A 25,330-nucleotide genomic window follows, 5' to 3' on the forward strand; every position below is an offset into this window, starting at 1 on the left:
ACTAATGCGTTTAGATAAATTACTGTCGAATATGGGTTACGGGTCACGCAAGGAAGTTAAGCAACTTCTAAAGCAAAAAGCAGTGACAGTAGATGGCTCATATGCGAAGGATGCAGCATTACATGTTGATCCTAACAAGCAGAATGTCTCCGTATTTGGTGAACGTGTGAACTATACAGAATTTGTATACTTTATGATGAATAAACCTCCTGGAGTTATTTCTGCAACGGAAGATTTACGAGATGAAACTGTCATCGATTTGTTAGATCCATTGCATCAACATTTTCAGCCTTTCCCTGTAGGTCGCCTAGATAAAGATACAGAGGGATTACTTTTGATCACAAATGATGGCATATTAGCACATAATTTATTATCTCCTAAAAAACATGTACCGAAGGTTTACTATGCACAAATAGAAGGAATTGTGACTGAGGAAGATTGTGAGAAATTTGCTCAAGGTGTTGAGCTAGACGATGGATATGTAACAAAACCAGGAGAGCTCATCATATTAAAATCTGCTCAGCAATCAGAAATTGAGTTAATGATCCAAGAAGGTAAGTTTCATCAGGTGAAGCGTATGTTTGAAGCTGTTGGTAAACGTGTAACGTATTTAAAACGCCTATCGATGGGCAGCCTAAAACTAGATGACAGTCTAGCATTAGGTGAATATCGAGAATTAACGGCTGAAGAGCTAGCCTGCTTACAAAATAGGGATTAAAGAATTCCTCGATGCTAACATAGATTAGTATCGAGGCATTTTTTATATACATACTTATACCCGTAATTATATAATTAATATAACTTTTAGTGAAAAGCCATTTAGTCTATCGTATTGATAAATCTCTAAAAGTTTCAGAAAAAATGATGGTGAAAATAAGTAGAGGGTAAGTTCATGAAAAACCTAAAAATGAAATTATTAATATCTTTAATTGCCTTTGCATTAATATTGGTTGCTGTAATTTTTTATTTCAATAGGCAAATACTTACGGCAGACATAGAAAAACAAGAAGTTTTGAATAGAACATTAATTGAAAATCATATTCTTACAGATATGGAAACTGTAGATAATGCACATTTTTATTTTGATAAAGATATCTCTACAAAAATGGAAGAAGTACTACGAAAACTAATAACATATTATGAAGAAAACCCACATATAGCAAAGTGGGATTTGCAGAAAATAAAAAACGAACATGGAATGGATGTGTACATACTCGACAAATCAAATACTGTAATTTATACAACTTTTGAAAAAGATAAAGGTTTAGATTTTTCTCAATGCTGCACACGTTTTTCCGCTTTATTAGACGAACGTCGAGCAAGCGGGGAATACTATAATGATGGTATAGATATTTCAACAACCACTGGGGGATATCGGAAATTTGCCTATTTAGCAACACCCGACAAAAAATATTTATTTGAGGTAGGAATAGACTTACTTAATGATCCTGTATTTCAAACATTTAACTTCGAAAAGACTGCAAACTATCTAATTGATAAATATGCTGATTTGTTAGAAGTACAAACAATAAATGCGGGAGGGGTTTTCTTTGATAATTCTAAATCCCGTAAAATAACTGTAAGTGATCAATCGAAAATGTTTCAAGAGCATTTCAAGCTTGCAAGAAATACGATGGAGCCAACGGAATATCAAAAGGAGTTTAAAAATGGCTATATCGAGACATACCGTTTTTTACCATATAAAGCAGAAACGGATCGGGGAGAAGCCACTAAAAGAGTTGTTTATGTAAAATATGGGAATTTAACGGAAATAAGAGCACTAACTAAAAATACAAAACAGTTTCGAATTTTGCTCGGTATTGCCTTAGTAACTTCTGTCATCATGCTATTAGTCATCAACAAGCTCCTTTCAAAAACGATTCATCTCGCAACATATGATTCATTAACAAATGTTTATAATCGTGCTACCTATATTAGAAAAATGGACAATTTATTAGGAAAAAGAAAGACGAATCAACCTGGTTTATTGCTGTTAGATTTAGATAATTTTAAACAAGTAAATGACCGATTTGGACATGTTGAAGGTGATAAAATCTTGATTGAAACAGCAAGAACTTTAAAACAAGAAGTAGGGAAAAATGGCTTTGTTGTTCGATTTGGTGGAGATGAATTTGCCATTGTTTTATATGATGCGAAAGATGAAACTATGGGGAAATTAGCGAATTCTATATTGGAGAAAATTCATCTATTAAAGTATGAGGATAGAGTTTCTGATGATAGATGGTCTGTACTTTCAGTCAGTATGGGTAGCGCCATTTGCATTCATCCTGATGAGTCAGAAAGAAGTTTATTTGAGCGTGCAGATAAGGCATTGTATCAATCGAAAAATGCTGGTAAAGACCAATACACAAGTTATAAAGAAGCTGCTACTGATGAAGGAAGCCAAAGTCATTTAAAATAATTAAATCATTCGCTCCATTACTATTACAGTGAGTCCAAGCAAATATTTCAAATGCTTAAGATTCGGTTATAGAAATGGAGCGATTTTTTGTCTAAAGTCTTATTCCTGTTGCGGCTTAATCTTGGATCTATAAAATAAACAACTGCATAAAACAAGAACAGCAATGACCACGAACATTGCGTTCATATAATGTGTTAGCAACCACCCGCCAATAATTGGTCCAATAAAGCCCCCTAAATTTTTAAATTGGGCTGCTCCTAAATAGGTTCCCTTTTGTGTATCAGGCGCAATTTCATCAATCATGACATTCATAGTCGGAAAGGCGAAAATTTCACCAATCGTGAATATAATCATAGCGATAATATATAACGGATAGTTATTTGAGAAGCCGAATAATAAAAGACCAAACACGAAGAACAGAATCCCTACTAATAGAGTAGCTGTTGATGAAAAACGTTCTGAAAGTATACTAATCGGTAATTGTAGTAATAACACAACTGCTGCATTTATTGAGATTAGTAGAGAATAGAGCTTGGCACCATTTTCAATTTTAAGTTCAATGATTTGTGGCAATGTGGAATCAAATTGAGAGTAACCAATATTTATTAAAATTGCCCCAAAAATAAAGCTTAGTAATACACGATTCGTTAATAGTATCGTAAAGGTTTGCAGTATTTTCGTTGGTGTTGAAGCTTTTGGTTGTTGCATTTCATAGCGATTTAATACGAAAAATAAAAATACAGCATAAATAATATACATAGTTCCTGTCAGCATGAATGGAATACTTGGGCTGGACAATTGAGAAATATAAACACCAATAATAGGACCGATAACAGCAGCTATGTTAATGGCTGTATAACGAAGTGAAAACAATCTTTTCCGTTTATCAGCAGGAGTAAAATCAATCATTAATGCCTGTGTCGAGGGTTCAAAGAAGGAGCGACATAAGCCATTAAGGGCGTTCAATGCTACAAAGAACCAAATCGTTTGTGCTGTTGCAAAGCCGAAGAACACAATGCTCCAAACAATAATCGTAAGCAAAATGACGTTTTTTCTACCAAATCGGTCAGTTAAATAACCACCAAAGAATCCGCCTACAGTGGAGATTAACGGTGCAATACCAATCGTCAAGCCTATTTGTAAAGGGGATGCTTCAATTTCATTATGTAAGTAAATTGCTAAAAAGGGCATTGCCATAAAACTTGCAATGCGTGTGAAAATAGTTCCCCCTAAAATAATCCAAACTAGTGGATGAAACAGTTTGGGAAGTTTCATAGAATCCTCCTCTCAAAATGTAGAATGTTTCGATTTTAACGGATTGTTAATCAATTGTAAATAGTTAAAAATATTTGGGGTTAACGCTGAGAAAACGAATGTTATAAGAATACATGAATTCTTAGCAAAAATAGGGCTTTGCATAAATAAGGTTCATCACCTTAACGTGTGGTTGATTTTCGTTCTGGCTGGGCGCTTTCCCTGGGGCGTCTGATAAGCCGCTTCGTTGTTGCTGTCGCTTCGCTTTCGCACAGAAAACATTCCGCTGCGCTGCAGGGTCTCGGGCCAACACGATGTTGGCCACGAAGGCGTTATCACAGGATGTGATGTTTTTAGTCTTCGTTCCTCTATTGCTAATCCCAAAGGAGTCGCCCAGCCTCCACTCCAATCAACTTATATACATGGCATCACTTTTAAAATAATGTTATCCACAACTTTTGATAATGAATACCATAAATAATGAATATTCATATTAGAGGGAAGTTCCACTAAAAGTAATCGCAATTTTTTGAGAGGTAATTTACTTGGAAGCTTGAGAAATTGTGGGGAATCAAAAAAAAGAGTAGAAAACAAAAAAAGAATGACCACGACGAAAGGTCATTCTTTTCCCATACAAAATGCTTTACGTGTTATACGTAAAAACTAAGACGTCATTTTTACTTTTTTCTTCGTCGTTGTCCATTTGCCTCGACTTGGACTCATCACCAAATCGTTAAAGGCTAACACGTTCAAATCTCTTTGAACGGTGCGAGGAGTGATACTAAACTCTTCGACTAAATCCTGTGTAGACACGGTTCCTTTGTCTAAAATAAACATGTACACGTCTTTAATACGATTAAGCATTCGATCAGTAGTTGGTTTCATTAAATGAACCACTCCTTCATCTTAATTCTCTTGGCAAAGACTAGCGGACGACAATATGTGCGGAGTGCACTTAGGCTAATAAGTAGCTGCCTTAGACATCCCCTTTTCTAATTTTATAGTCAGAAAATTATTCTGATAACTTTATTATATAGAAAAGCTATTCAATTTTCTAGTGAATGCAAGGGAAATTTACAATTAAGACATAAAATTTATACTGTATTTTGTGGGAATAAGTGAAAAACGTGCTATATGTGGTAGCGCTCAAAGCAAGATTTAGAAAAGTTGTTAGAAAGATGATTGTAATTTATGTTGTAAAGAGTAGAATAATGTTAATACATTGAAGGAGGTACATCAAATGGATTGGTTACAAGCTGCAAAGGAAAGGCAAAATGAATTGATACAAGAGTTACAGGAGCTTGTGCAAATTAATAGTGTTCTCGATGAGAATACGATTACTACTGAAGTACCTTTTGGTGATGGGCCACTAAAGGCTCTTGAATGGTTATTAGCAAAGGGCCAGGCTGAAGGATTGCAAACGAAAAATATTGATAATTATGCAGGTCATATACAGATGGGTGAAGGCGATGATTTATTAGGTATTTTATGTCATGTTGACGTAGTACCAGTTGGTGATGAATCAAATTGGACATACCCACCTTTTAGCGGCACTGTAGCAGATGGTAAGCTATTTGCTCGTGGTGCAATAGACGATAAAGGCCCAACAATTGCGGCATGGATGGCCATGAAACTTGTCAAAGATGCAGGCATTAAGCTTAATAAAAGAGTACGGATGATTATCGGTACGGATGAAGAAACAGGCTTCCGCTGTGTCGACCACTATTTTAAACATGAGGAAATGCCGGCAATTGGATTTGCGCCAGATGCGGATTTCCCACTCATCAATGCTGAAAAAGGCATTGCAGAGCTAGTGTTCTCTCAAAATAAAACAGGCGATGCTTCGAAAGAACAGCTATTATTATTTAATGCTGGAAAGCGACCAAATATGGTACCTGATTTTGCAAAAGCGACGGTGCAGTTTGTTTCCCCGCAATTCGAACAGAATTTTCACACATTTTTAAGCAAAAATCAGCTAGAAGGCTCTTTATTAATCGAGGGTTCTCACTATATAATAACTATCAAGGGTAAGGCAGCCCATGCAATGGAGCCGGAAAAAGGTGTCAATGCAGCTGTTTATCTTACAGCATTTTTACAACAAGAGTTGACGACAGAGGCAAGTAAACAATTTGTTGACTTTACCGCAGATGTTTTTTATCAAGATCATTATGGTAACAAGCTTGATTTACAATATGAGGACGAAATGTCTGGTAAAACTACATTAAATCCAGGCATTGTAACTTATGATGTAGCTAAAGGTGGCAGTATGGTAATTAGCATGCGATATTCTGTCACATATCCGTTTGATGAAAAAATTACGGAAGCACAACGTTTAGCTGTAGCAAAAGGATTTTCATTGGATATCCAAGATGACTCAAAACCTCATTATGTAAGCGAGGACGATGCATTTATCCAGACTTTAGCAAGTATTTATAGACGTCAAACAGGCGATTATGAAACGCCTTTACTTTCCACAGGTGGTGGTACGTATGCACGTGTGATGAAAAAAGGTGTGGCATTTGGCATGCTATTCCCAGGTGAACCTGACGTGGCGCATCGTGCAGATGAGTTTGTCGTCATTGAAAATCTCATAAAAGCAACAGCTATTTATGCTGAAGCAATTGTTGAACTTGCAGGAAACAACAAATAACTTAAATATGAAAAGGATGAACGAAACATGGCATATTCATTATGGAATGATCAAATCGTTGAAGAAGGATCTATTGCAATATCTCCAGAAGACAGAGGTTACCAATTTGGTGACGGCATTTATGAAGTAATTAAAGTTTATAACGGAAATATGTTCACAGCACAAGAACACATTGATCGTTTCTATGCGAGTGCCGAAAAAATTCGTCTTGTCATTCCTTATACTAAAGACGTATTACACAAATTATTACATGAACTTATCGAAAAAAATAATTTGGAAACGGGTCATGTTTACTTCCAAATCACACGTGGTACAACTTCTCGAAATCATATTTTCCCAGATGCAAATGTTCCAGCTGTATTAACAGGGAACGTTAAAATTGGCGAACGTTCATATGGTAATTTTGAAAAAGGTGTTAAGGCTACCTTTGTAGAAGATATTCGTTGGTTACGTTGTGATATTAAATCTTTAAACTTATTAGGTGCTGTACTGGCAAAGCAGGAAGCATCTGAAAAAGGCTGCTATGAAGCAATTTTACATCGCGGTGACATCGTAACAGAATGTTCATCAGCAAATGTTTATGGCATTAAAGATGGTAAGCTTTATACACACCCTGCAAATAACTTCATTTTAAACGGTATTACACGCCAAGTTATTTTGAAATGTGCTGAGGAAATTAATTTACCTGTTATTGAAGAACCAATGACGAAGGCAGATGTATTAACAATGGATGAAGTAATTGTATCATCTGTATCTTCTGAAGTAACACCTGTTATCGATGTTGATGGAAACAAAATCGGTGCAGGAGTTCCAGGTGAATGGACTCGTAAATTACAGCAAGCATTCGAGGCGAAATTACCGCTTTCTATTAATGCGAAATAAGAATCTTCTAAGAGAGAGCTACCTTAAACTTGGGTAGTTCTCTTTTTCTATAGAACAAATTATGGATGTTTTCTCCTGGAACGTCATGTAAAATAAATAAGATGGACTACAGAATAATTACTATCGGGATTTAAAGTCAAAGAACAAATGTCGATGTAATGAATGCAAATGTCTTTTTATCTATATTCAGCAACGCGACAGCTATATTGTGATTGGTTTGTCTTCTAAGAAATAGTGGCGAAATAAGGCAAATTAGATATAGGGCGAGTAAGATTGGAGTGACCAAAACACATGGCACAATTAGTTAAATTACAAGATTATATTTCACGCTATCAAATTGATTTAGCAAGATATCCTACACAATTTGTACGCTTAAAGAAAAGTCAATGGGAGCGTGTTAAGCAACAGTGGGAGTTAGGAGAAGAAATAAGTGAGTGGCAACATACCGTCGACGATTCAGAAAATAATTCTTTCGAAGAAAAAGAGAGGTTCTCTTTTTTAAAAAAAATATTTGCAGGTCGTCAAAAGGAAGAAAATGAGGACATTGAGCAAATAGAAATAACGAATGAACTAGTGAGTGATGAAGATAGCATACCAGAAGAAGAAACGACTTTAACGTTTGAACCAAAAATTGTCTATGCACCACAATCTGTTCATGAATTAAAACGAATGTTTATCGATCAATTTTTCCATTTCCAAATGAAATGGGCAAGTTCAACATTACGTGAAAAGTCGTATGTAGATCCTCGTTTTATGCGTGACCCCTTACTACGAAGTTTGTTACAAAAATTACCGGATAATTATTTACTTTTTTATTATCCGATTTTACAAATTAGAAAAGCACCCATAGAGCTTGATGTCGTGCTAATGTCACCGACAGAATGTATTTGTATAACAGTGCTAGAAGCGGAAAATCAAGCAGTATATGTAGGAGGCAGTGAGCGATTCTGGATAAAAAAAGTAGGAACGAAGGATTCGAAAATTCTTAATCCGATGATAAATTTAAATCGTATGGAATCTGTAATAACTCAATTATTTAAGCAGGACGATATAGATATGCCAATTCGCAAAGTTATTTTAACACAGAATGGCTATTTCGATTATCCAGGGTCACCTTACGGAATTCAATTTGTTGATCGACGAAATTATGGAGAGTGGATGGAGCATTTACGGAAAGTATCCTCTCCTATGAAGCATATGCAAATTCGCGCTTCTCAAACGATTTTAAATAATGTACAAACAACATCCTTTAATCGAGATATTTGGCAGCAATCTTCTCAACCAACCGGGGATTAATGAATGCAAGTATTATTTATTGTGAATGAAGCAGCAGGGCACGGTAAAGGTAAGAAAGTTTGGCATCACCTTCAACAACAATTAACAATGAACTATGAAGTCGCCTTTACAGAATATGAGGGTCATGGACAGGAACTTGCAAAAAATTGGGCGCAAGATATTCAAACAAAAAAATTAATTGTTATAGTTGGCGGTGACGGCACAATACATGAGGTTGTTAGTGGTGTTGTACATAATAAATTTATAGTGATTGGTGTAGTCCGTGCGGGCTCAGGGAATGATTTCGCACGATACTTTACTACATTTCAAAATGCTTTTCAAATTGAAAGCTATATACAAACAGAAATGGCTCACCTCCCAATGGATGTTGGTGCCGTTCACTTTGGAGATCCGCAGCACGAAATCTTTGTCAATAATGCTGGTGTAGGCTTTGATGCATTTGTCACAAAGCGTATTAATGAATCTCGTTTGAAGTTTTACCTCAATAAAATCGGACTCGGCAAGCTATCCTACGCTGCGGCAGTTGTAAGAGGGCTATTTAGCTTTAAACGCTTTGATGTAACTATTCGTGCGAACAATCAAGAATGGCAATTTCAGCAGGTATGGTTTGTTGCGATGAGCAATCAACCTTATTTCGGAGGGGGAATGAAAATATCCCCGTCTTCTAAACCGAATGATGGACAGATCGAAATAACAATTCTTCACGGTATATCACGACTTAAATTACTGCTAGTATTTGTCACTGTGTTTTTTGAAAAACATACAAAATTTAAAGAGATTACTTTTTTGCAAGGCGATCAATTCAACATTTCCGTGCAAGCAAATAACGTTGATTGTCATACGGATGGTAACTATATTGGAGAAATTAGAGAGGGAACTAATATTCATTGTACAGTGCAACGTAATGCTTGGCAGGTTATATCAAAGGAACATTAAAAAATAGCCTATCACTAAAATATCATTTCGCAATAATTTCATGCGAATTTTATGGTTATACGTTATACTATAAAAAATCAATAATTTCATGAGAAAGAAATGAGGAAGAAAATTGAGATTAAGAAATAAGCCTTGGGCGGAGGAAATGATTACGAATCATCCAGAGGTGATTGTTCCAAACCCTGAAGACTTTAAAGGGAATTGGCAGGCTGTTTTTGGAAATGACAACCCACTACATATTGAAGTAGGTACTGGGAAAGGACAATTTGTCACAGGTATGGCCTTACAAAATCCGGATATAAATTATATTGGCATTGAACTTTATGACAGTGTAATTGTATGTGCATTGGAAAAAATTATTGAGGCTAAATCTCCAGCGAATTTACGACTATTAAAAGTAAATGGCGCAGATTTAAATAAATTTTTTGCAAAAAATGATGTAGATCGTGTGTATCTGAATTTCTCAGATCCTTGGCCAAAAACGCGCCATGCTAAGCGACGTTTAACGCACGGGGATTTTTTGAAATTATATGAGTCGATTTTAGTGGATGAGGGGGAAATCCATTTTAAAACGGACAACCGTGGTTTGTTTGAGTATTCATTAATGAGTATGTCTGAATATGGTATGTTACTAAAGTATGTATCACTCGACCTACATGCGAATATGCCAGAGGATAATGTTATGACTGAATATGAGGAGAAATTTTCTGCTAAAGGACAGCCAATTTATCGTCTAGAATCGCAATTCTTTACTAAATAGGGGGAGTATGGATGGATCAGTTAAAGTTTCACAATATGTCATTATCATGGCTAAACGGGGGTGTCACTTGCCTTGATGGCGGTGCTATGTTTGGCGTTGTACCAAAACCACTTTGGTCACGCAAATATCCAGTCAACGAAAAAAATCAAATCGAGCTACCAACTGAGCCGATTTTAATTCAATATGGTGGCAAAAACTATATTATTGATACTGGCGTTGGCTTTAACAAATTAAATGAAAAGCAGCTGCGAAACTTTGGGGTAACTGAGGAATCAACATTAGCGGCTAGCTTACAGGAGCTAGGATTAACAACAGCTGATATTGATGCAGTATTAATGACGCATTTACATTTTGACCATGCTGGAGGTTTAACGCAATGGGAAGATGATATACTTGTACCAACATTCCCGAATGCCAAAATCTTTGTAACAAAAATCGAATGGGATGAAATGCGTGAGCCAAATATTCGCTCGAAAAATACGTATTGGAAAGAAAACTGGGAGCCAGTTCAGCATTTAGTAGAAACGTATGAAGGTACGTTAGAGGTAGCTCCGGGTATTGAAATGATCCATACGGGTGGACATAGTGATGGACATGCCATTATAAAATTGACTCAAAATGGCGAAGTATTATTGCATATGGCAGATATTATGCCGACACATGCACATCAAAATCCATTATGGGTTTTAGCGTATGACGATTATCCAATGGCAAGTGTTTTTGCGAAGGAACGTATAATGAAAGAAGCGCTTGCGAATGGCTACGGCTTTATCTTCTACCATGATGCGTATTACCGCATGATAAAATGGGATGAAACAGGTAAAGAAATTGTTGATAAGCTAGAACGTAGTAGACAAGCTGTTATTACATTCTAATTAATAGAACGTGTGAACCTTATGTGTTCGCACGTTTTTTTATAGTGTTGAAAACTATTGTGTCAATAAAATTAATGTATGTGATAAAAATTATTGTAGTTGTATAGTAGGGACAGAAATCAACTTAACGTTATGAAGATATGCTTAATTGTCTATACCCCATTTTATTGACACTTTTTTCGTGAACATTTTGGAAAATATGATACACTAAAAGCTATACTAAAACACAAAAGAGAGTTGAAATTACATGGCAACTGAGCAACCATTTTTACCAGTATTACTAGGATCAGATATGAATGCATATGGTATGGCACGTGCATTTTATGAAGCATATGGCATTAAACCACTTGTATTAGGACGTTCACATTTAACGGCAACGCAAGATAGTCATATCATAAATTTCGAAGAGATTGATCGCTTAAATGAACAGGATGTATTTGCACCAGCACTTGCAAAGGTAGCGAAAAAATATTCTGATAAAAAACTTCTGTTGTTAGCTTGTGGAGATGATTATGCAAAGCTTATTATCAAAAATAAGCCAGCATTGCAGGAGCATTTTACAGTACCATATATTGATGAATCACTTATGGATGAAATTTTATTAAAAGAAAATTTTTATAAAATGTGTGATAAGTACGATTTTAAATATCCAGGTACGACGACTGTAACAGCAGATAATTACGAAAACTTTACACCACCATTTGATTACCCAATTATTTTAAAGGCATCGAACTCGGTGGAATACTGGGCATGTAAATTCCCAGGTAAGAAAAAAGTTTTCGTTGCGAATGATGAAGCGGAAAAAACGGCTATTTTAAAAGCGATCTATAGCTCAACTTATCAAGATACAATGATTATTCAAGAATTCATTCCAGGTGATGATTCTTATATGCGTGTATTAAATGCGTATGTAGGGAAAGATGGCAAAGTGAAGCTAATGTGTCTTGGAAACCCAATCTTAGAGGAGCATTCACCTGAAGGAATAGGTAGTTACGCAGCTATCGTTACAACATACGATAAAGAATTAATGGATCAAGTACGCTCCTTCTTAGAGGATATCGGTTATACAGGCTTTGCTAACTTTGATATGAAATACGATATGCGTGACAAGCAGTATAAGTTGTTTGAAATTAACTTACGTAATGGCCGCTCTAGCTATTATGTAACAGCAAGTGGTCATAATTTAATGAAGTATGTAGCTGATGACCATATGTTAAATATTGAACAGGAAGTAACTTATGTTCAGGACAAGCATTTATGGATGATTATTCCTAAAGGTGTACTATTCAAATATGCATCAAATGAAAAACTTAAACTAGAAGCTAAAAAATTAATTCGTGAAGGGAAATATACAAACTCTCTTTACTTTAATCAAGATATGAATGCGAAACGTTGGGTGAAGCTCACGTTAAATAATTTGAATTATTATCGAAAATATAAAAAATACTTTAACAATAAAGGATTGACTGAGTAAAACAAAGAAGCCATCTCAAATAACTGAGATGGCTTCTTTTTTAGGGTTCTATAATATTTGATCGTGTATTACTGAGTAGGGTTATACTTCTGTTAGCTCTACTACAACACCTGAGCGAGCGTCTGCAGCAAATTCAAATGTTTGCATTTCGCCTTCATGCATACGAGAGATACCTCCACGATATACAGGAATAGTCATAATGCCGTTAGAAAAATTGTCTGTTTTCATAAAAATCCAAGAGCCGTCAATCGGTGAATCCTTTTTAAATTCCTTTTTTATGTTTTCGAGTACTTGTCCTGCAGGTACATACGGAGAAACCTTTTCACTTGCTTCTTTAACAATGACTGCGGCAGCTAGGCCAGTAGCAACACCAATTAAAAAATCACGTAATTTCATGCCTTTTTCCTCCTTTTTCTATAGCTTCATTTTAACATAGCATGCGGAGTGAATGCACGTTCACACTTTAGCACTTTTTAGGAAATGTATCAATTTTTCGAATTTGGAAATCAATTTTGCCTGAGAGTACTTGTGCTGTCGCTTCACTTCTGCGCAGATAAATATTTCAGCAAATTTAGGATAACCTTTAGAAGATGAATGACACTCTCATTTATCTCTACTTATTAAAAAATGGGAGTCTTCTGCTGAATATAGATAAATATGTTACAATGGGCAAGGAAGAATATTCTACTTCGTGGGGAGAGAGAGTCATCATGAAAGAGGAAACATTACAATTATTTAAAACACTAACGGAATTACCAGGTGCGCCGGGTAATGAACATGCGGTACGTGCATTCATGCGTACTGAGTTGGAAAAGTACTCAGATGAGATCGTTCAAGATAATTTAGGGGGTATTTTCGGTGTGAGGCATAGTGAAGTTGCTGATGCACCAAAAGTGTTAGTTGCTGGCCATATGGATGAAGTGGCATTTATGGTTACTTCTATTACCGATAATGGGATGATTCGCTTTCAAACATTAGGTGGTTGGTGGAACCAGGTTATGCTAGCGCAACGTGTTGAAGTATTTACTAAAAATGGTGCGATTCCTGGTGTAATTTCATCAATACCACCACATTTATTAACGGATGCTGAGCGTTCAAAACCGATGGATATTAAAAATATGCTAATAGATGTTGGCGCAGATAATAAAGAAGATGCTATTGCACTTGGCGTTCGTCCGGGTCAATCTATTATCCCTGTCTGCCCATTTACACCAATGGCCAATCCGAAAAAAATTATGGCCAAAGCTTGGGATAACCGCTATGGCTGTGGATTGGCTATTGAATTGATGAAAGAAGTAAAGGATGTAAAGCTCGCTTCGCATTTATATTCAGGTGCGAATGTAATGGAAGAAGTTGGTTTGCGTGGTGCTCAAGTGTCCGCAAATATGATTAAACCGGATTTATTCTTTGCTCTAGATGCTTCGCCTGCAAATGATATGTCAGGAGACAAAAATCAATTTGGCCAACTTGGAAAAGGGACATTATTACGTATTCTTGACCGTACGATGGTTACGCATAAAGGCATGCGTGAGTTCATCTTAGATACTGCCGAAACGAATCATATACCTTATCAATATTTTGTGTCACCAGGTGGTACGGATGCAGGCCGTGTGCACACAGCAAATGACGGTGTTCCTAGTGCAGTAATTGGTATTTGCTCACGCTATATTCATACATCAGCGTCAATTATTCATATTGATGACTATGCAGCTGCAAAAGCTTTGATTGTGGAACTAGTGAAAAAAGCAGATCGTTCGACATTAGAAACGATTCGCGCTAATGTGTAATGTAACACCCGAAAGAAGTTAGAAGGTGCCTTTAGGGGCATCTTTTTCTATGCAAAGAAAGAGGGATTTGAAAAATGAACATAGCTATTGGGACAACAAACAAAGCAAAGACAGAGGCAGTTGAAGTTATAGCTAGAAAATATTTTGATAAACCGAATTTCACCTACGTTAAAGCTGCTTCACAAGTTTCTGAGCAACCGATGACTCATGAAGAAACACGATTGGGAGCAATAAACCGTTCGAAAAACGCCATCAATAAAACAGATGCGCAATTATCGTTTGGACTAGAAGGTGGAGTGACTGAAATTGATGGTGTTATGTATGTTTGTAACTGGGGAGCACTTACAGTATCAAATGGAACAACCTATACAGCTGCTGGCGCACAAATTATATTACCAGAAGAAATTGCCCAGGAAATAAGAGCTGGGAAGGAACTAGGACCTGTAATGGAGCAATATACACAACGTCTAGATATCCGACAAGGTGCGGGGGCTGTAGGGATTTTTACACAAGGATTAGTGAGTCGTCAGATGATGTTCGAACATATAGTCTCGCTCCTTCTTGGCCAATATTTATTTACTTTAGCACATGAATAGTGTCTTTTAAAGTTGCAACTTAAAATATTTAAGGATAGTATTTTGGCTTTGCAGTTGTTTCAAAATCCGAGCATGAAAATGATTTTGAGTTAATTGTAAGTAGCGGTGTTGTTAAAATGACGATCCTTTCTCAGACAAAACATATAAAAAATAATTTACACAAGATGACGAAAATCGCTCATTCGGTTAAGATTAAATAATTGGATAGTTTTGAACAGGACGGTTCACAAACATGTGAGCCGTTTTCCCTTCATTTATCTTGCTGGAATAGAGGTATAAACGTCACGGCCTGTGGCAATTTATTACTGGCAAATATGCCAAAACTAAATTGATTTTGAAGAAAGGATGTGAGCTACGTGAAACAAATTAAATCAGAACAACTTGTGTCCCTATTAAAACAACGATTGAATGAAGATAAGTTTGATTTTGAATTTGATAAAAAGCACGATAAATTACGCTTAAACCATAAAAAAATTGGAAAAGGGATGGAGCTATCTCTGCCAGGCATTTTAACAAAATATAATGATAAGCAAGGCGCTGCAATCGATGAAGTCGTTTATACAATCGAGCAAACCTTTAATGCTATGGAGCAAGAGATGGAACAAGGATTCCAAACTACTACACAAATTTATCCAGTTATTCGCGCAACATCCTACCCTCAAGCCTCGAAGGAGGGACATGCATTCATCACTACTGAACATACGGCTGAAACACGTATATTTTATGCGCTTGATTTAGGAAAAACCTATCGTTTTATTGATGAATCCATGTTAGAGGTACTACAATTAACAGTAGAGCAAATTCGTGAAATGGCACGATTCTCTGTAAAGCAACTACCAACTGTTTATAAGAAAGATGAAGTTGCAGGGAATATTTTCTATTTTGTTAATGCTAATGATGGTTACGATGCAAGTCGCATTTTAAATGAAAGCTTCTTAAAAGAAATGCAAACTAACATTGAGGGTGACATGACGCTATCTGTACCACATCAGGATGTATTAATAGTTGGTGATATTCGTAATGAAACAGGGTATGATGTATTAGCGCAGATGACGATGCATTTTTTCACTGTCGGTACAGTACCGATTACGTCATTATCTTTTATTTATGAAGATGGGGAGCTAGAACCAATCTTTATATTAGCAAAAAACAGAGTTAAAAAGGAGCAAGGGAAACAATGAATGTATTTTACAACAAAGAACATGTAGGCGATGTATTGCTAGTACAATTAGCAACAGAATCAATCGTGAAAACAGAGGTAGAGCGTGCAGGTGATATCGCTATTTTAAAGGAAGCACAAACAGGAGAAATTAAAGCATTTAATTTATTTAATGCTAGCAACTATATTCAAACTGATGCAAAAGGTCTAGTTGAAGTTACTCCAGAATTAGTAGCACAACTGGAAGCAGCTATTGCAAAAAATGGAGCTGTAATCAGCCTTGATGTAGATTTTTCTCCAAAATTTGTTGTAGGCTATGTAGAAACAAAGGACAAGCATCCAAATGCTGATAAACTAAGCATTTGTTCTGTAAACGTAGGTGAAGACACATTACAAATTGTATGTGGCGCACCGAATGTAGAAGCAGGTCAAAAGGTTGTCGTAGCCAAAATTGGTGCAGTAATGCCTTCTGGAATGCTTATTAAAGAAGGTAATTTGCGAGGTGTTGAATCATACGGTATGCTATGTTCAGCACGCGAATTAGCAATTCCAAATGCACCTTCTGAAAAAGGAATTTTAGTATTACCAGAAGATGCGATAACTGGTAGTGCGTTTGAAACGCCAACTAGATAAAACCTTCGAAAGCTGTTTAGCTGTGTGAAAGTAAAGCGACAGCTACAGTGTTTTATCTATTCGATAGAACAATTAACGCTAACACAAAATTGATTATATATACTTAAAATCGTTATGCTACTAATATGCTAGTAACATAACGATTTTTTTGTCTAGAATGAGCCTCTAAATGCAAGTTTCTATAACATTTTTATGGTATGCTTTTTGTTATAGACATTGTAGTTTTTTATTTAATAAAGACAATGCTATAAATGAAGTGTAAGAGAAATGAGTGAACAATGTGAATTGGTTAAAAAAACAAATGAATAAATTTATAAATAAAGATGACAATGATTACGAATATGAAGAGTTTTATGAAGACTATGAAGAAGAACAATCTGAGCAGCTACATTCATTTAAAGAAACAACTGTAGCAAAGCAAAAAACCTTTCGTTTTCCGTTAATTGAGGATGAGGAATTTTCAGCTCCACCATCAACGCCATCATCAAAAGAAGCATTCAATCAAATGGACGATGCATACTCCGGACAAATTGAAGATTTATCGCTACCGAAGCATTTAAATAATCATATTGTGGATTCGAGTGTTTATGATATTGAGGTTTCAGGCATTCGAGAATTATTAGCAAATCGGACGAAGAGAACCGGTAGAACGACGATTACAAGAAGTCAGCCTGAACAGGTGAATCGTTCAAAGGCAAGTCTTGTTTTTCGAGATGCGCAAGATGAGCTACCGACCTCGCATAAAGATTCGAATTATCGTGTAGAAAAAACAGAAGAAAGTGCTTTATCTGAAAATCGCAAGCGTTTTGTACCAAGTGATGTTCCGTCACCAGTCTATGGTTTTGCTAAGCCGAGCCCAATTGAGCAGTTATTAGAGAAACGCAAGGAAGAGCACGACAAAAAAGAGTCAGAAATATCTACAACATCTGAGTCTTTAAAAGAAGCGACAACAAATGAGGCTATTGAAAATATACTAGAAGAAAAAGAGCCTTTTAGCACAGTTCGAAAAGATGAGCTCGAACAGCTTGAAATCCCTGAAACAATTGAAACACCAGTAAAGCAACCGATTACTTTTGATGATCAATTAGACGAAACAAATCATCCTAGTGATAAAACGAAATCGGAATTACCCGTGCTTCAAACAACTTCTTTTGCTGTAGAATTTGAAGAACAAGTGAAAGAAGCCGTTCAGCATGAGCTGAATGTTGAACAACTTTCAGCTGATCAATCAGAAATTCATGTAAAAGAAGTAGTTGTAGAACAATTGCAAATTGAAAATTCTACCATCCATATTGGTGAGGTTACAGTAGTTCAGCCATCAATGAATGGAGACAATGAGCAAGATGTATTGCAAGAACAATCTTCAGAAGAGCAATCTATAGAAAAGAAAGAAAAAAGTGGTATTCCATTTAATGTTTTAATGCTAAAAACTGATAAAGAGAAATGGAAAATCCAACAGCAATTTAAAAACACGAAGCCGACAACAACAATTGTTGAACAAGACCAAGAGGAACAGGAGCCTTCTTCTGAGCTTACTATTTTGGATGCAGAACCTCAATTAGTGTCATCCAATAAAGAACTGCCACAAACTATAGATTTAGAGATTAGTGAGTTAGAGCTGAGCAATAATGAAGCACCACTAACGACAGAGGAAAAAGAGGTTTCTATTGAAAACACTACTCCATCCTATAAAGAACAAGTTCCGCAATCTATAGATTTAGAGATTAGCGATTTAGAGTTGGACAATAAAACAGCTACACAGTCGACGGAGGAAAAAGAAGTTTCTATTCAAAATACTGTTCCATTTAATGCTGCAACAGAGAGTGTATCAGTCATTACAATGTCACCAGTCTCATCAATGTCTAACGTTTCGACATTAGAAAAAACAGTGATTGATGTGGAGAGTTTCGACGAAATTTCTGCAACTACCGAAATGGAAGTAGAAGCAACTACAGAACAAAAGCCTGCTATCGAAAACGAAAATGTAGTTATTCCCGAGGAGTCTAATACAGGAGAATTTCTAGAGCAATCTCCTGTATTAGAAGAAATATTAGTGGAAGAAGTAATGGAAACACCTCAAAAACCTGTGCATGTGTATCAAAAGCCAGATGATGAGTTTTTAGAGCCACCTGAGGAAAAAACGCAAGATACTGAGTGGATGGAGCAACAGGGAGATACACTGGTCGAAGCTTTGTCTTATTTCCAAGTCTCAGCTCAAATAGAATCCATTATGCAAGGACCTGCTGTGACACAATTTGAAATAACAGTGAGTCATGGTACGAAGGTTAGCAAAATCCGTAATCTATCAGATGATTTGAAACTTGCACTGGCAGCGAAAGACATCCGCATCCAAGCTCCGATTCCTGGGAAGAGCTCAATTGGCATTGAGATACCGAACCGTGTATCTCGCGCTGTTCGATTATCGGAAGTGACAAATAGTCCTTCTTTCCTTGAGTCAGATTCGCCGTTAGAAGCAGCATTGGGTCTGGATTTAACAGGGAAGCCAGTAACCATTGATTTACGAAAAATGCCACATGGTTTAATTGCCGGAGCTACAGGTTCTGGTAAATCGGTTTGTATCAATTCGATTTTGGTTAGTTTATTATATAAAGCTGCACCACATGAATTAAAGCTGATGCTTATCGACCCTAAAATGGTAGAATTAGCACCATTTAATCATATTCCACATTTAGTTAGCCCAGTTATTACAGATGTGAAGGCTGCTACAGCCGCTCTGAAATGGGCAGTGGAAGAAATGGAGCGTCGTTATCAGTTATTTGCGCATGCAGGTGCACGTGATATTACACGTTATAATGCAATTGCGGATAAAAATAATGAACATAGCTTAAAATTACCGTATATTTTAATTGTCATTGATGAATTGGCAGATTTAATGATGATGTCTCCTGCAGATGTAGAGGAGGCGATTTGTCGTATTGCGCAAAAGGCACGTGCTTGCGGTATCCATTTAATTGTTGCAACTCAAAGACCATCTGTTGATGTTATTACAGGGCTTATTAAATCTAATATTCCTACACGTATTGCTTTTGCGGTATCTTCACAAATCGATTCGCGTACTATTTTAGATGGGCAAGGTGCAGAAAGATTACTTGGGCGAGGCGATATGTTATATTTGGGTAATGGTATGTCTGCTCCTGTGCGTTTACAGGGTACATTTGTGACAGATGATGAAATTGAAGCGATTATTGAGCATGTTCGTGAGCAAGGAGAGCCTGATTATATATTCGATCAAGAGGAACTGTTAAAGAAGACGGAAGTTTCTGCTGAGCAAGATGATCTGTTTGAGGATGTATGTCGATTTGTCTATGAGCAGGGAGGAGCTTCTACTTCTTTGATTCAGCGCAAATATCATATTGGCTATAATCGTGCTGCTCGTTTAATTGATATGTTGGAATCGCATGGCTTTGTGTCTGAGGCACGTGGCAGTAAACCACGAGAAAGTTACATTACAGAAGAAGATTTAATTGCTATGTTTGAATAAGAATTACATTGTTTTCGTATAGATTATCTTATTCACGTCGAAATTAGTATTTTTAGAAAAGTTACACATTTATCCTTATGCATAAATAGTGCTATAATAGACGAGATGTGATGAATAGTACGTATTTTTTAGTACTTGCAAAGGTATTAATACCTAATAATTAGTTGAAAATACGATACACCTAATAGATGATAGAAGGGATATTGAATTCCCGGGGGGTTTAATTAATGACAGTTTTTCATTTCACAGGCATTAAAGGTTCCGGCATGAGTTCACTTGCACAAATCTTATTTGATGCTGGTGAACAAGTACAGGGCTCAGATGTTGATAAATATTTCTTCACGGAACAGCCGTTACGTGATCGTAATATTCCAATTTTTACATTTAATGCAGATAATATTAAAGAAGGTATGACAGTTATTGCAGGGAACGCATTTGCTGATGACCATCCTGAATTAGAGCGTGCTCGTGAAATCGGTGTAGAAGTTATTCGCTACCATAAATTTTTAGGTGAATATATCGGTAATTACACGTCGATTGCTATTACAGGTGCACATGGTAAAACATCTACGACTGGCTTAATGGCTCATGTTGTAGGAGGTTATAAACCAACTTCTTATTTAATCGGAGATGGAACAGGAGCTGGACATGAAAGTGCTGACTTCTTTGTGATGGAAGCATGTGAATACCGTCGACACTTTTTAGCTTACAATCCTGATTATGCGGTAATGACTAATATTGATTTTGACCATCCAGACTACTTTGCAAACATAGAGGATGTTTATTCGGCCTTTCAATCACTAGCATTACAGGTTAAAAAAGCAATTATTGCTTGCGGTGATGATGAACATCTACAACGTATTCAAGCGAAAGTACCTGTTGTTTATTATGGATTTGGAGCTGAAAATGATTTTGAGGCTCGTAATGTTGAGAAAACAACAAAGGGTACAAAATTTGACGTATTTGTCCGTAATGAATTTTATAGTACTTTCTTTATCCCATTGTTTGGAGATCATGCGGTATTAAATACTTTAGCTGTAATTACACTTTGCCAATATGAAGGTATTTCACCAGACATCGTTCAAGAACGTTTAAACACATACAAAGGTGTAAAAAGACGTTTTACAGAAACGGATATTGGGAATAATGTTTTAATAGATGACTATGCACACCATCCAACTGAAATCCGTGCAACGGTTCAATCGGCGCGACAAAAATTTCCGGATCGTGAGTTAGTAGCTATTTTCCAACCACATACATTTACACGTACACAAGCTTTTTTACAGGATTTTGCAGATAGTCTAAGTCTTGCAGATACAGCATACTTATGTGATATTTTTGGTTCTGCAAGGGAAACACAAGGCGCACTTTCAATCCAAGATTTAGCGTCTTTAATTGAAGGCAGTGCAGTGATTACCACTGAAGGAATTGAAGTGTTAACAAAGCATAAGGGCGCAGTATTTTTATTTATGGGCGCAGGCGATGTTCACAAATTCCAAGATGCTTTTGAAGACGTGCTAAAGAACAACGAAACAGCTTAGTCCGCAAGGAATAAGCTGTTTTTTCTCAAAATGAGAAGGAATTCAGTTTTTTTTGTCGAAAATAAGGAAAGTAATAGTAAAGAGAATTTTTACTTGCAGGAGGTCTAGTTATGGAAGTTATTTTGTATATTGCAGCAATCATTGCAGCAATCGGTTTTTTAATTTTTTGTGTAAGCGTTGGAATGACATTATTTTCGCTCAAACCAATTCTTAACAGTTTAGCTGGAACATTATCAGGTATTGAAGGACAAATGGAAGGTATTACACGTGAAACAACTTCCTTACTAGCCAAAACAAATAGCTTGGCAGAGGATATTCAAGAAAAATCCGAACAGTTAAATTCTGTTGTTCATGCAGTCAAAGGAATTGGCGACTCTGTAAATGGTTTAAATACATCTGTACAGCAAATCACTTCTTCAATTTCTAATAGTGTGGAACAAAATGAAGAAAAAATTGCACAAGTTGTTCAATGGAGTAATGTCGCAATGGGCATTGCAGATAAGTGGAAGAAACGTAAAATTATCGATCAAGCCAATGAGGTGATTCAAGAAGATGTTTATTCTTCTGAATCAGAGCAGTCGGAAAAATCGAAAAGAAAATGGGGCCGAAAAAAATAATAATTATTCGGTAGGCATTAAATATCAAAGGAATAAAAATAAAATCTTAGGCATATGTTGTAGAATGCATCCGCGAAAGCAGATGGACAACCAAGTCTAAGCAAATTAGATAATAAGATGGGGAGGAATTGTTGCATGACAACTCAAAAGCCAAATTATAATGAAGTGAAGGAACAACAACTTGAAAGTTCATTGCCACAGCTTTATCAACCGCAAGAGTCGATCTATGAAGAGGAGCGAGTGAACATGAAGGATTTTGTTATTGGCGCATTAGTTGGGGGTATAGTAGGTGCAGCTGCAGGCTTATTACTAGCTCCAAAATCAGGGAAAGATTTACGTAGCGATGTAGCAGTACAAGCTGTTAACTTAAAAGATAAGAGTGCAGATTTCTCGACAACTGCTAAAGATAAAACGGTTCAATTATCTAAACAAATTCAAGAACAATCTACACAATTAGTAGAGAAAGTAAAAACATTAAAATCAGCAAAAGCACCAACTGTTTTTGACGATGGTACTGTTTCTTTTGAGGGTGAAGAGCCACTGGAGGATTTCATTCCTAGTGAAGAACCTAAAGCAGAGGATGTTAGTGAAAAAAAGGAACAAGCTGAAGAAAAAAGTGAAGAAGTTCGCGCATAATAGATAAAAGGGATACGCTACATCTTATCATAGATGTAACGTATCCCTTTTTTTTTAAGATATAGGCGCTTTTTCTAGTAAAATCTCTAATTTATCCCCGCCGAAAATCTCCATATCGAAGCTTGCTGGTTGACCATTTCGTAAAATTGTAAAATTACCTTTAAATGTAGTAGGTAGTTGCCAATTAGAGAAGCGGAACACATCTTGGTATATCCAACGACTTCGGTCTTTTTCTTTAAATGAAAGTGTTGCTCCATTTGGAACGGTTGAAAGTGGTGAAACTACTACATGATTAACGAGAACTTCGTTGGCCATCTTCTTCAGCTCTAACACTTCGTTTTGAAAGTGTATGATGATTTTATCCTCAAGTAAAATATTCATTTGGTCAGCAATCCGTTGAACAGTAGGGAATGATTGTTGTTGAAACGAAATAACATCACCGTCTTGTACAGCATATGACATTTTTGATGGTTTACTATTAATCATTAGATGGGCTGAAAACTCTGGTAAATAAAGTGGCTTTCCGTCCACTTGAATATAAAATGACTCAAATTGTTTTAATAACTCCCAATTATTTGTGAGCTTAAATACATCCTCGACTGTTTCGGCTATTTCAAACATCACAACATCTCGATCATTTAATGCACTATCGAGTGAAGCAGTGGAACCGTTAACAGTTATTTGTGGTTCAATTATATATTTTGTATGTTGAATTGTAACGGTTTTAATCGAAGCATCATCTATAATATCTCTCACTGTAGCATTAGCTGGCTGACCGTCTTGGCCTTCAATTAACTGGATGGCATCGCCTGTTTTAATCATTGTTTTTGTGGATGCCTGATGACCATTTACTAAAATTTCCGCCGGTTGACCGTGACCACCAGGGATGAATATATCTTGTCCATTTACATTCACTGATAATCCGTGTCCTGGTTTCCCGTATAATTGCTTTGCTCGAATATTGGCTGCTAAAAATGCATCTGCAACGGTCATTTCTTTTAATTCAAAAAGGCGAACGACTTGTTCATTGACTGTTAGGCTCATATATTGAATAGGCATTTTTTTTGCTGCGATAGCAATACCGATTGGGGTCACCAATTCAGGAGATGCTTTAATATGATCTTCCTTCGTTAAGTTTTGAATGGCGTCAATCCCTCGAACGGCAATACGATTGGCAGGTAAATCTAGTACTAGCCCAAGTTCGTTTGTAAGATTTGGTGTTAAGCTACCTCCACCAACAAGCATTACCGCCTTAGGAGCTATGCGATTATTAAGACGCAAAATTTCTTCCCCAATGGCTTTTGCAAGTTGCTTAACAGCAGGTTCAATTGCTTGAAGAACTTCTTCTTTAGGATAATATTGGTCAAAGCCTAAAATATCCTGAATTAAAATTTCTTCTTCTGTTTGCAGTTGACGTTTCGCTTTTTCGGCAACTGGGAAGTCGAGTAAGTAGTGGTCACTTAAAGCCTCTGTTATTTCATCACCAGCTGTTGGTACCATGCCATAAGCGACAACAGTACTTTTATCGGTAATGGCAATATCAGATGTACCAGCACCAATATCAACAAGAGCCACATTTAAACGACGCATTGTTGGGGGGATAAGTACATTGATAGCTGCAATAGGTTCTAATGTTAGAGCATCCATTTCTAAATCCGCGCGTTTAAGAGCCGCAATAAGTGATTCTACGACAACTCGTGGCAAGAACGTAGCAATAACTTCAATTTGTGCTTCATCACCTTGCTGATCGAGTAGGCTACCAATTTCTTCACCATCTAATCGATAATATAAAACTGAATAACCAACACAATAATAGTGGCTTATTTTAGCATCTTCTTTGTGTTGAAGGAGCTGCTGCTGAGCCTGTTGAACCGCTTGTAGTTCTAAACGACTTATATCTTCTTCTGTAAAGATTGGTCGATTACGTATATTAATCGTCACGCTTGCTTGTTCTGTTTTTAATGAGCGACCAGCCGCAGCGACACTTACTTTTGTTAACGGGCCATGCTTCTCTTCAAGTTCATGTTTAATTTCATTGATTAAATCTGCCACATACATGACATTATGTATTTGACCATCAACCATGGCGCGTTCTTTATGTTCTTTTACTAAGATGTCTTCCACGTGAAAGCGGTCATTATCTTCAGCTAAAATAATGCCTACTACAGAACGTGTACCGATATCAAGTGCAAATAATTTTGAACTCAATGTACTCGCTTCCTTTCTAGTTATATGTTAACTTCTTTCATCAAAATTCAGCTGACATAGGGGGAACTCAGACTAAGAACTTCACATCCTGTGAAAGCGTCT

At 36.5% G+C, this 25,330-nt stretch carries 21 protein-coding genes; 17 read left to right on the forward strand and 4 right to left on the reverse strand.

The features are described 5' to 3' along the window. Positions 1-4: 4 nt before the first annotated feature. Both ACFVT8_RS00275 and ACFVT8_RS00280 read left to right on the forward strand, forming a co-directional pair. Positions 5-718 carry a pseudouridine synthase gene (locus ACFVT8_RS00275; RefSeq protein WP_387082482.1) on the forward strand — a complete coding sequence of 238 codons (714 nt, stop codon included), beginning with the start codon at positions 5-7 and terminating at the stop codon, positions 716-718. A 174-nt stretch (positions 719-892) separates the two neighbouring features. After that, on the forward strand, positions 893-2,422 hold the full coding sequence (locus ACFVT8_RS00280) for a GGDEF domain-containing protein (RefSeq protein ID WP_387082481.1): 1,530 nt from the start codon (positions 893-895) through the stop codon (positions 2,420-2,422). A 99-nt stretch (positions 2,423-2,521) separates the two neighbouring features. Here the strand turns inward: ACFVT8_RS00280 and ACFVT8_RS00285 are convergent, their stop codons facing one another. Next, the gene (locus ACFVT8_RS00285; protein WP_387082480.1) at positions 2,522-3,697 is read right to left on the reverse strand and encodes an MDR family MFS transporter; all 1,176 of its coding nucleotides are present in this window, start codon (positions 3,695-3,697) and stop codon (positions 2,522-2,524) included. 642 nt (positions 3,698-4,339) lie between these two features. Then, entirely contained in the window at positions 4,340-4,561 is a 222-nt protein-coding gene (locus ACFVT8_RS00290) for a DeoR family transcriptional regulator (protein ID WP_036118795.1), read from the reverse strand. A gap of 355 nt (positions 4,562-4,916) precedes the next feature. Here ACFVT8_RS00290 and pepV point away from each other — a divergent pair, with 355 nt between their 5' ends. The 7 genes from pepV to ACFVT8_RS00325 all read left to right on the forward strand — a co-directional run bounded on the left by pepV (position 4,917) and on the right by ACFVT8_RS00325 (position 12,549). After that, complete coding sequence (gene pepV, locus ACFVT8_RS00295; RefSeq protein WP_387082479.1) at positions 4,917-6,326, forward strand: dipeptidase PepV; 1,410 nt, start codon at positions 4,917-4,919, stop codon at positions 6,324-6,326. 27 nt (positions 6,327-6,353) lie between these two features. Next, positions 6,354-7,208 carry a D-amino-acid transaminase gene (gene dat, locus ACFVT8_RS00300; protein ID WP_387082478.1) on the forward strand — a complete coding sequence of 285 codons (855 nt, stop codon included), beginning with the start codon at positions 6,354-6,356 and terminating at the stop codon, positions 7,206-7,208. 291 nt (positions 7,209-7,499) lie between these two features. Beyond that, entirely contained in the window at positions 7,500-8,504 is a 1,005-nt protein-coding gene (locus ACFVT8_RS00305) for a nuclease-related domain-containing protein (RefSeq protein ID WP_387082477.1), read from the forward strand. Between the two features lie 3 nt (positions 8,505-8,507). Next, positions 8,508-9,440: a diacylglycerol/lipid kinase family protein gene (locus ACFVT8_RS00310; RefSeq protein ID WP_387082476.1), complete on the forward strand. Its 933-nt coding sequence runs from the start codon at positions 8,508-8,510 to the stop codon at positions 9,438-9,440. A 112-nt stretch (positions 9,441-9,552) separates the two neighbouring features. Further along, complete coding sequence (gene trmB, locus ACFVT8_RS00315; RefSeq protein WP_387082475.1) at positions 9,553-10,200, forward strand: tRNA (guanosine(46)-N7)-methyltransferase TrmB; 648 nt, start codon at positions 9,553-9,555, stop codon at positions 10,198-10,200. Positions 10,201-10,211: 11 nt separating this feature from the next. After that, the gene (locus ACFVT8_RS00320; RefSeq protein WP_387082474.1) at positions 10,212-11,075 is read left to right on the forward strand and encodes a YtnP family quorum-quenching lactonase; all 864 of its coding nucleotides are present in this window, start codon (positions 10,212-10,214) and stop codon (positions 11,073-11,075) included. Positions 11,076-11,322: 247 nt separating this feature from the next. Further along, positions 11,323-12,549 (forward strand): carboxylate--amine ligase, encoded by a 1,227-nt coding sequence (locus tag ACFVT8_RS00325; protein WP_387082473.1) that lies wholly within the window; start codon positions 11,323-11,325, stop codon positions 12,547-12,549. 81 nt (positions 12,550-12,630) lie between these two features. Here the strand turns inward: ACFVT8_RS00325 and ACFVT8_RS00330 are convergent, their stop codons facing one another. Next, on the reverse strand, positions 12,631-12,945 hold the full coding sequence (locus ACFVT8_RS00330; protein WP_132357247.1) for a hypothetical protein: 315 nt from the start codon (positions 12,943-12,945) through the stop codon (positions 12,631-12,633). 314 nt (positions 12,946-13,259) lie between these two features. Between ACFVT8_RS00330 and ACFVT8_RS00335 the strand changes: the two genes are divergently transcribed. The 8 genes from ACFVT8_RS00335 to ACFVT8_RS00370 all read left to right on the forward strand — a co-directional run bounded on the left by ACFVT8_RS00335 (position 13,260) and on the right by ACFVT8_RS00370 (position 23,020). After that, the gene (locus ACFVT8_RS00335) at positions 13,260-14,336 is read left to right on the forward strand and encodes a M42 family metallopeptidase (protein ID WP_387082472.1); all 1,077 of its coding nucleotides are present in this window, start codon (positions 13,260-13,262) and stop codon (positions 14,334-14,336) included. Between the two features lie 74 nt (positions 14,337-14,410). Beyond that, positions 14,411-14,932, forward strand: a complete 522-nt coding sequence (locus tag ACFVT8_RS00340; protein ID WP_387082471.1) for a DUF84 family protein — start codon at positions 14,411-14,413, stop codon at positions 14,930-14,932. A gap of 356 nt (positions 14,933-15,288) precedes the next feature. Continuing rightward, positions 15,289-16,113, forward strand: coding sequence for a DUF1444 domain-containing protein (locus tag ACFVT8_RS00345; RefSeq protein WP_387082470.1), 825 nt, complete (start codon positions 15,289-15,291; stop codon positions 16,111-16,113). Then, positions 16,110-16,724: a YtpR family tRNA-binding protein gene (ytpR, locus tag ACFVT8_RS00350; protein WP_387082469.1), complete on the forward strand. Its 615-nt coding sequence runs from the start codon at positions 16,110-16,112 to the stop codon at positions 16,722-16,724. Before ACFVT8_RS00345 ends, ytpR begins: the two co-directional genes overlap by 4 nt. Positions 16,725-17,004: 280 nt before the next feature. Further along, the gene (locus ACFVT8_RS00355) at positions 17,005-20,226 is read left to right on the forward strand and encodes a DNA translocase FtsK (RefSeq protein ID WP_387082468.1); all 3,222 of its coding nucleotides are present in this window, start codon (positions 17,005-17,007) and stop codon (positions 20,224-20,226) included. Positions 20,227-20,453: 227 nt separating this feature from the next. Next, a complete protein-coding gene (murC, locus tag ACFVT8_RS00360) occupies positions 20,454-21,767 on the forward strand; it encodes a UDP-N-acetylmuramate--L-alanine ligase (protein WP_387082467.1) in 1,314 nt (437 codons plus the stop codon). Positions 21,768-21,877: 110 nt separating this feature from the next. Further along, the gene (locus ACFVT8_RS00365; protein ID WP_387082466.1) at positions 21,878-22,384 is read left to right on the forward strand and encodes a DUF948 domain-containing protein; all 507 of its coding nucleotides are present in this window, start codon (positions 21,878-21,880) and stop codon (positions 22,382-22,384) included. A gap of 135 nt (positions 22,385-22,519) precedes the next feature. Next, entirely contained in the window at positions 22,520-23,020 is a 501-nt protein-coding gene (locus ACFVT8_RS00370) for a YtxH domain-containing protein (RefSeq protein ID WP_387082465.1), read from the forward strand. A 54-nt stretch (positions 23,021-23,074) separates the two neighbouring features. On the opposite strand, the gene pilM is transcribed toward ACFVT8_RS00370, so the two are convergent. Next, complete coding sequence (gene pilM, locus ACFVT8_RS00375; RefSeq protein ID WP_387082464.1) at positions 23,075-25,228, reverse strand: pilus assembly protein PilM; 2,154 nt, start codon at positions 25,226-25,228, stop codon at positions 23,075-23,077. Positions 25,229-25,330 lie beyond the last annotated feature (102 nt).

It is taken from the genome of Lysinibacillus sp. NPDC058147 (genome assembly GCF_042884205.1).
Lineage (GTDB): Bacteria > Bacillota > Bacilli > Bacillales_A > Planococcaceae > Lysinibacillus.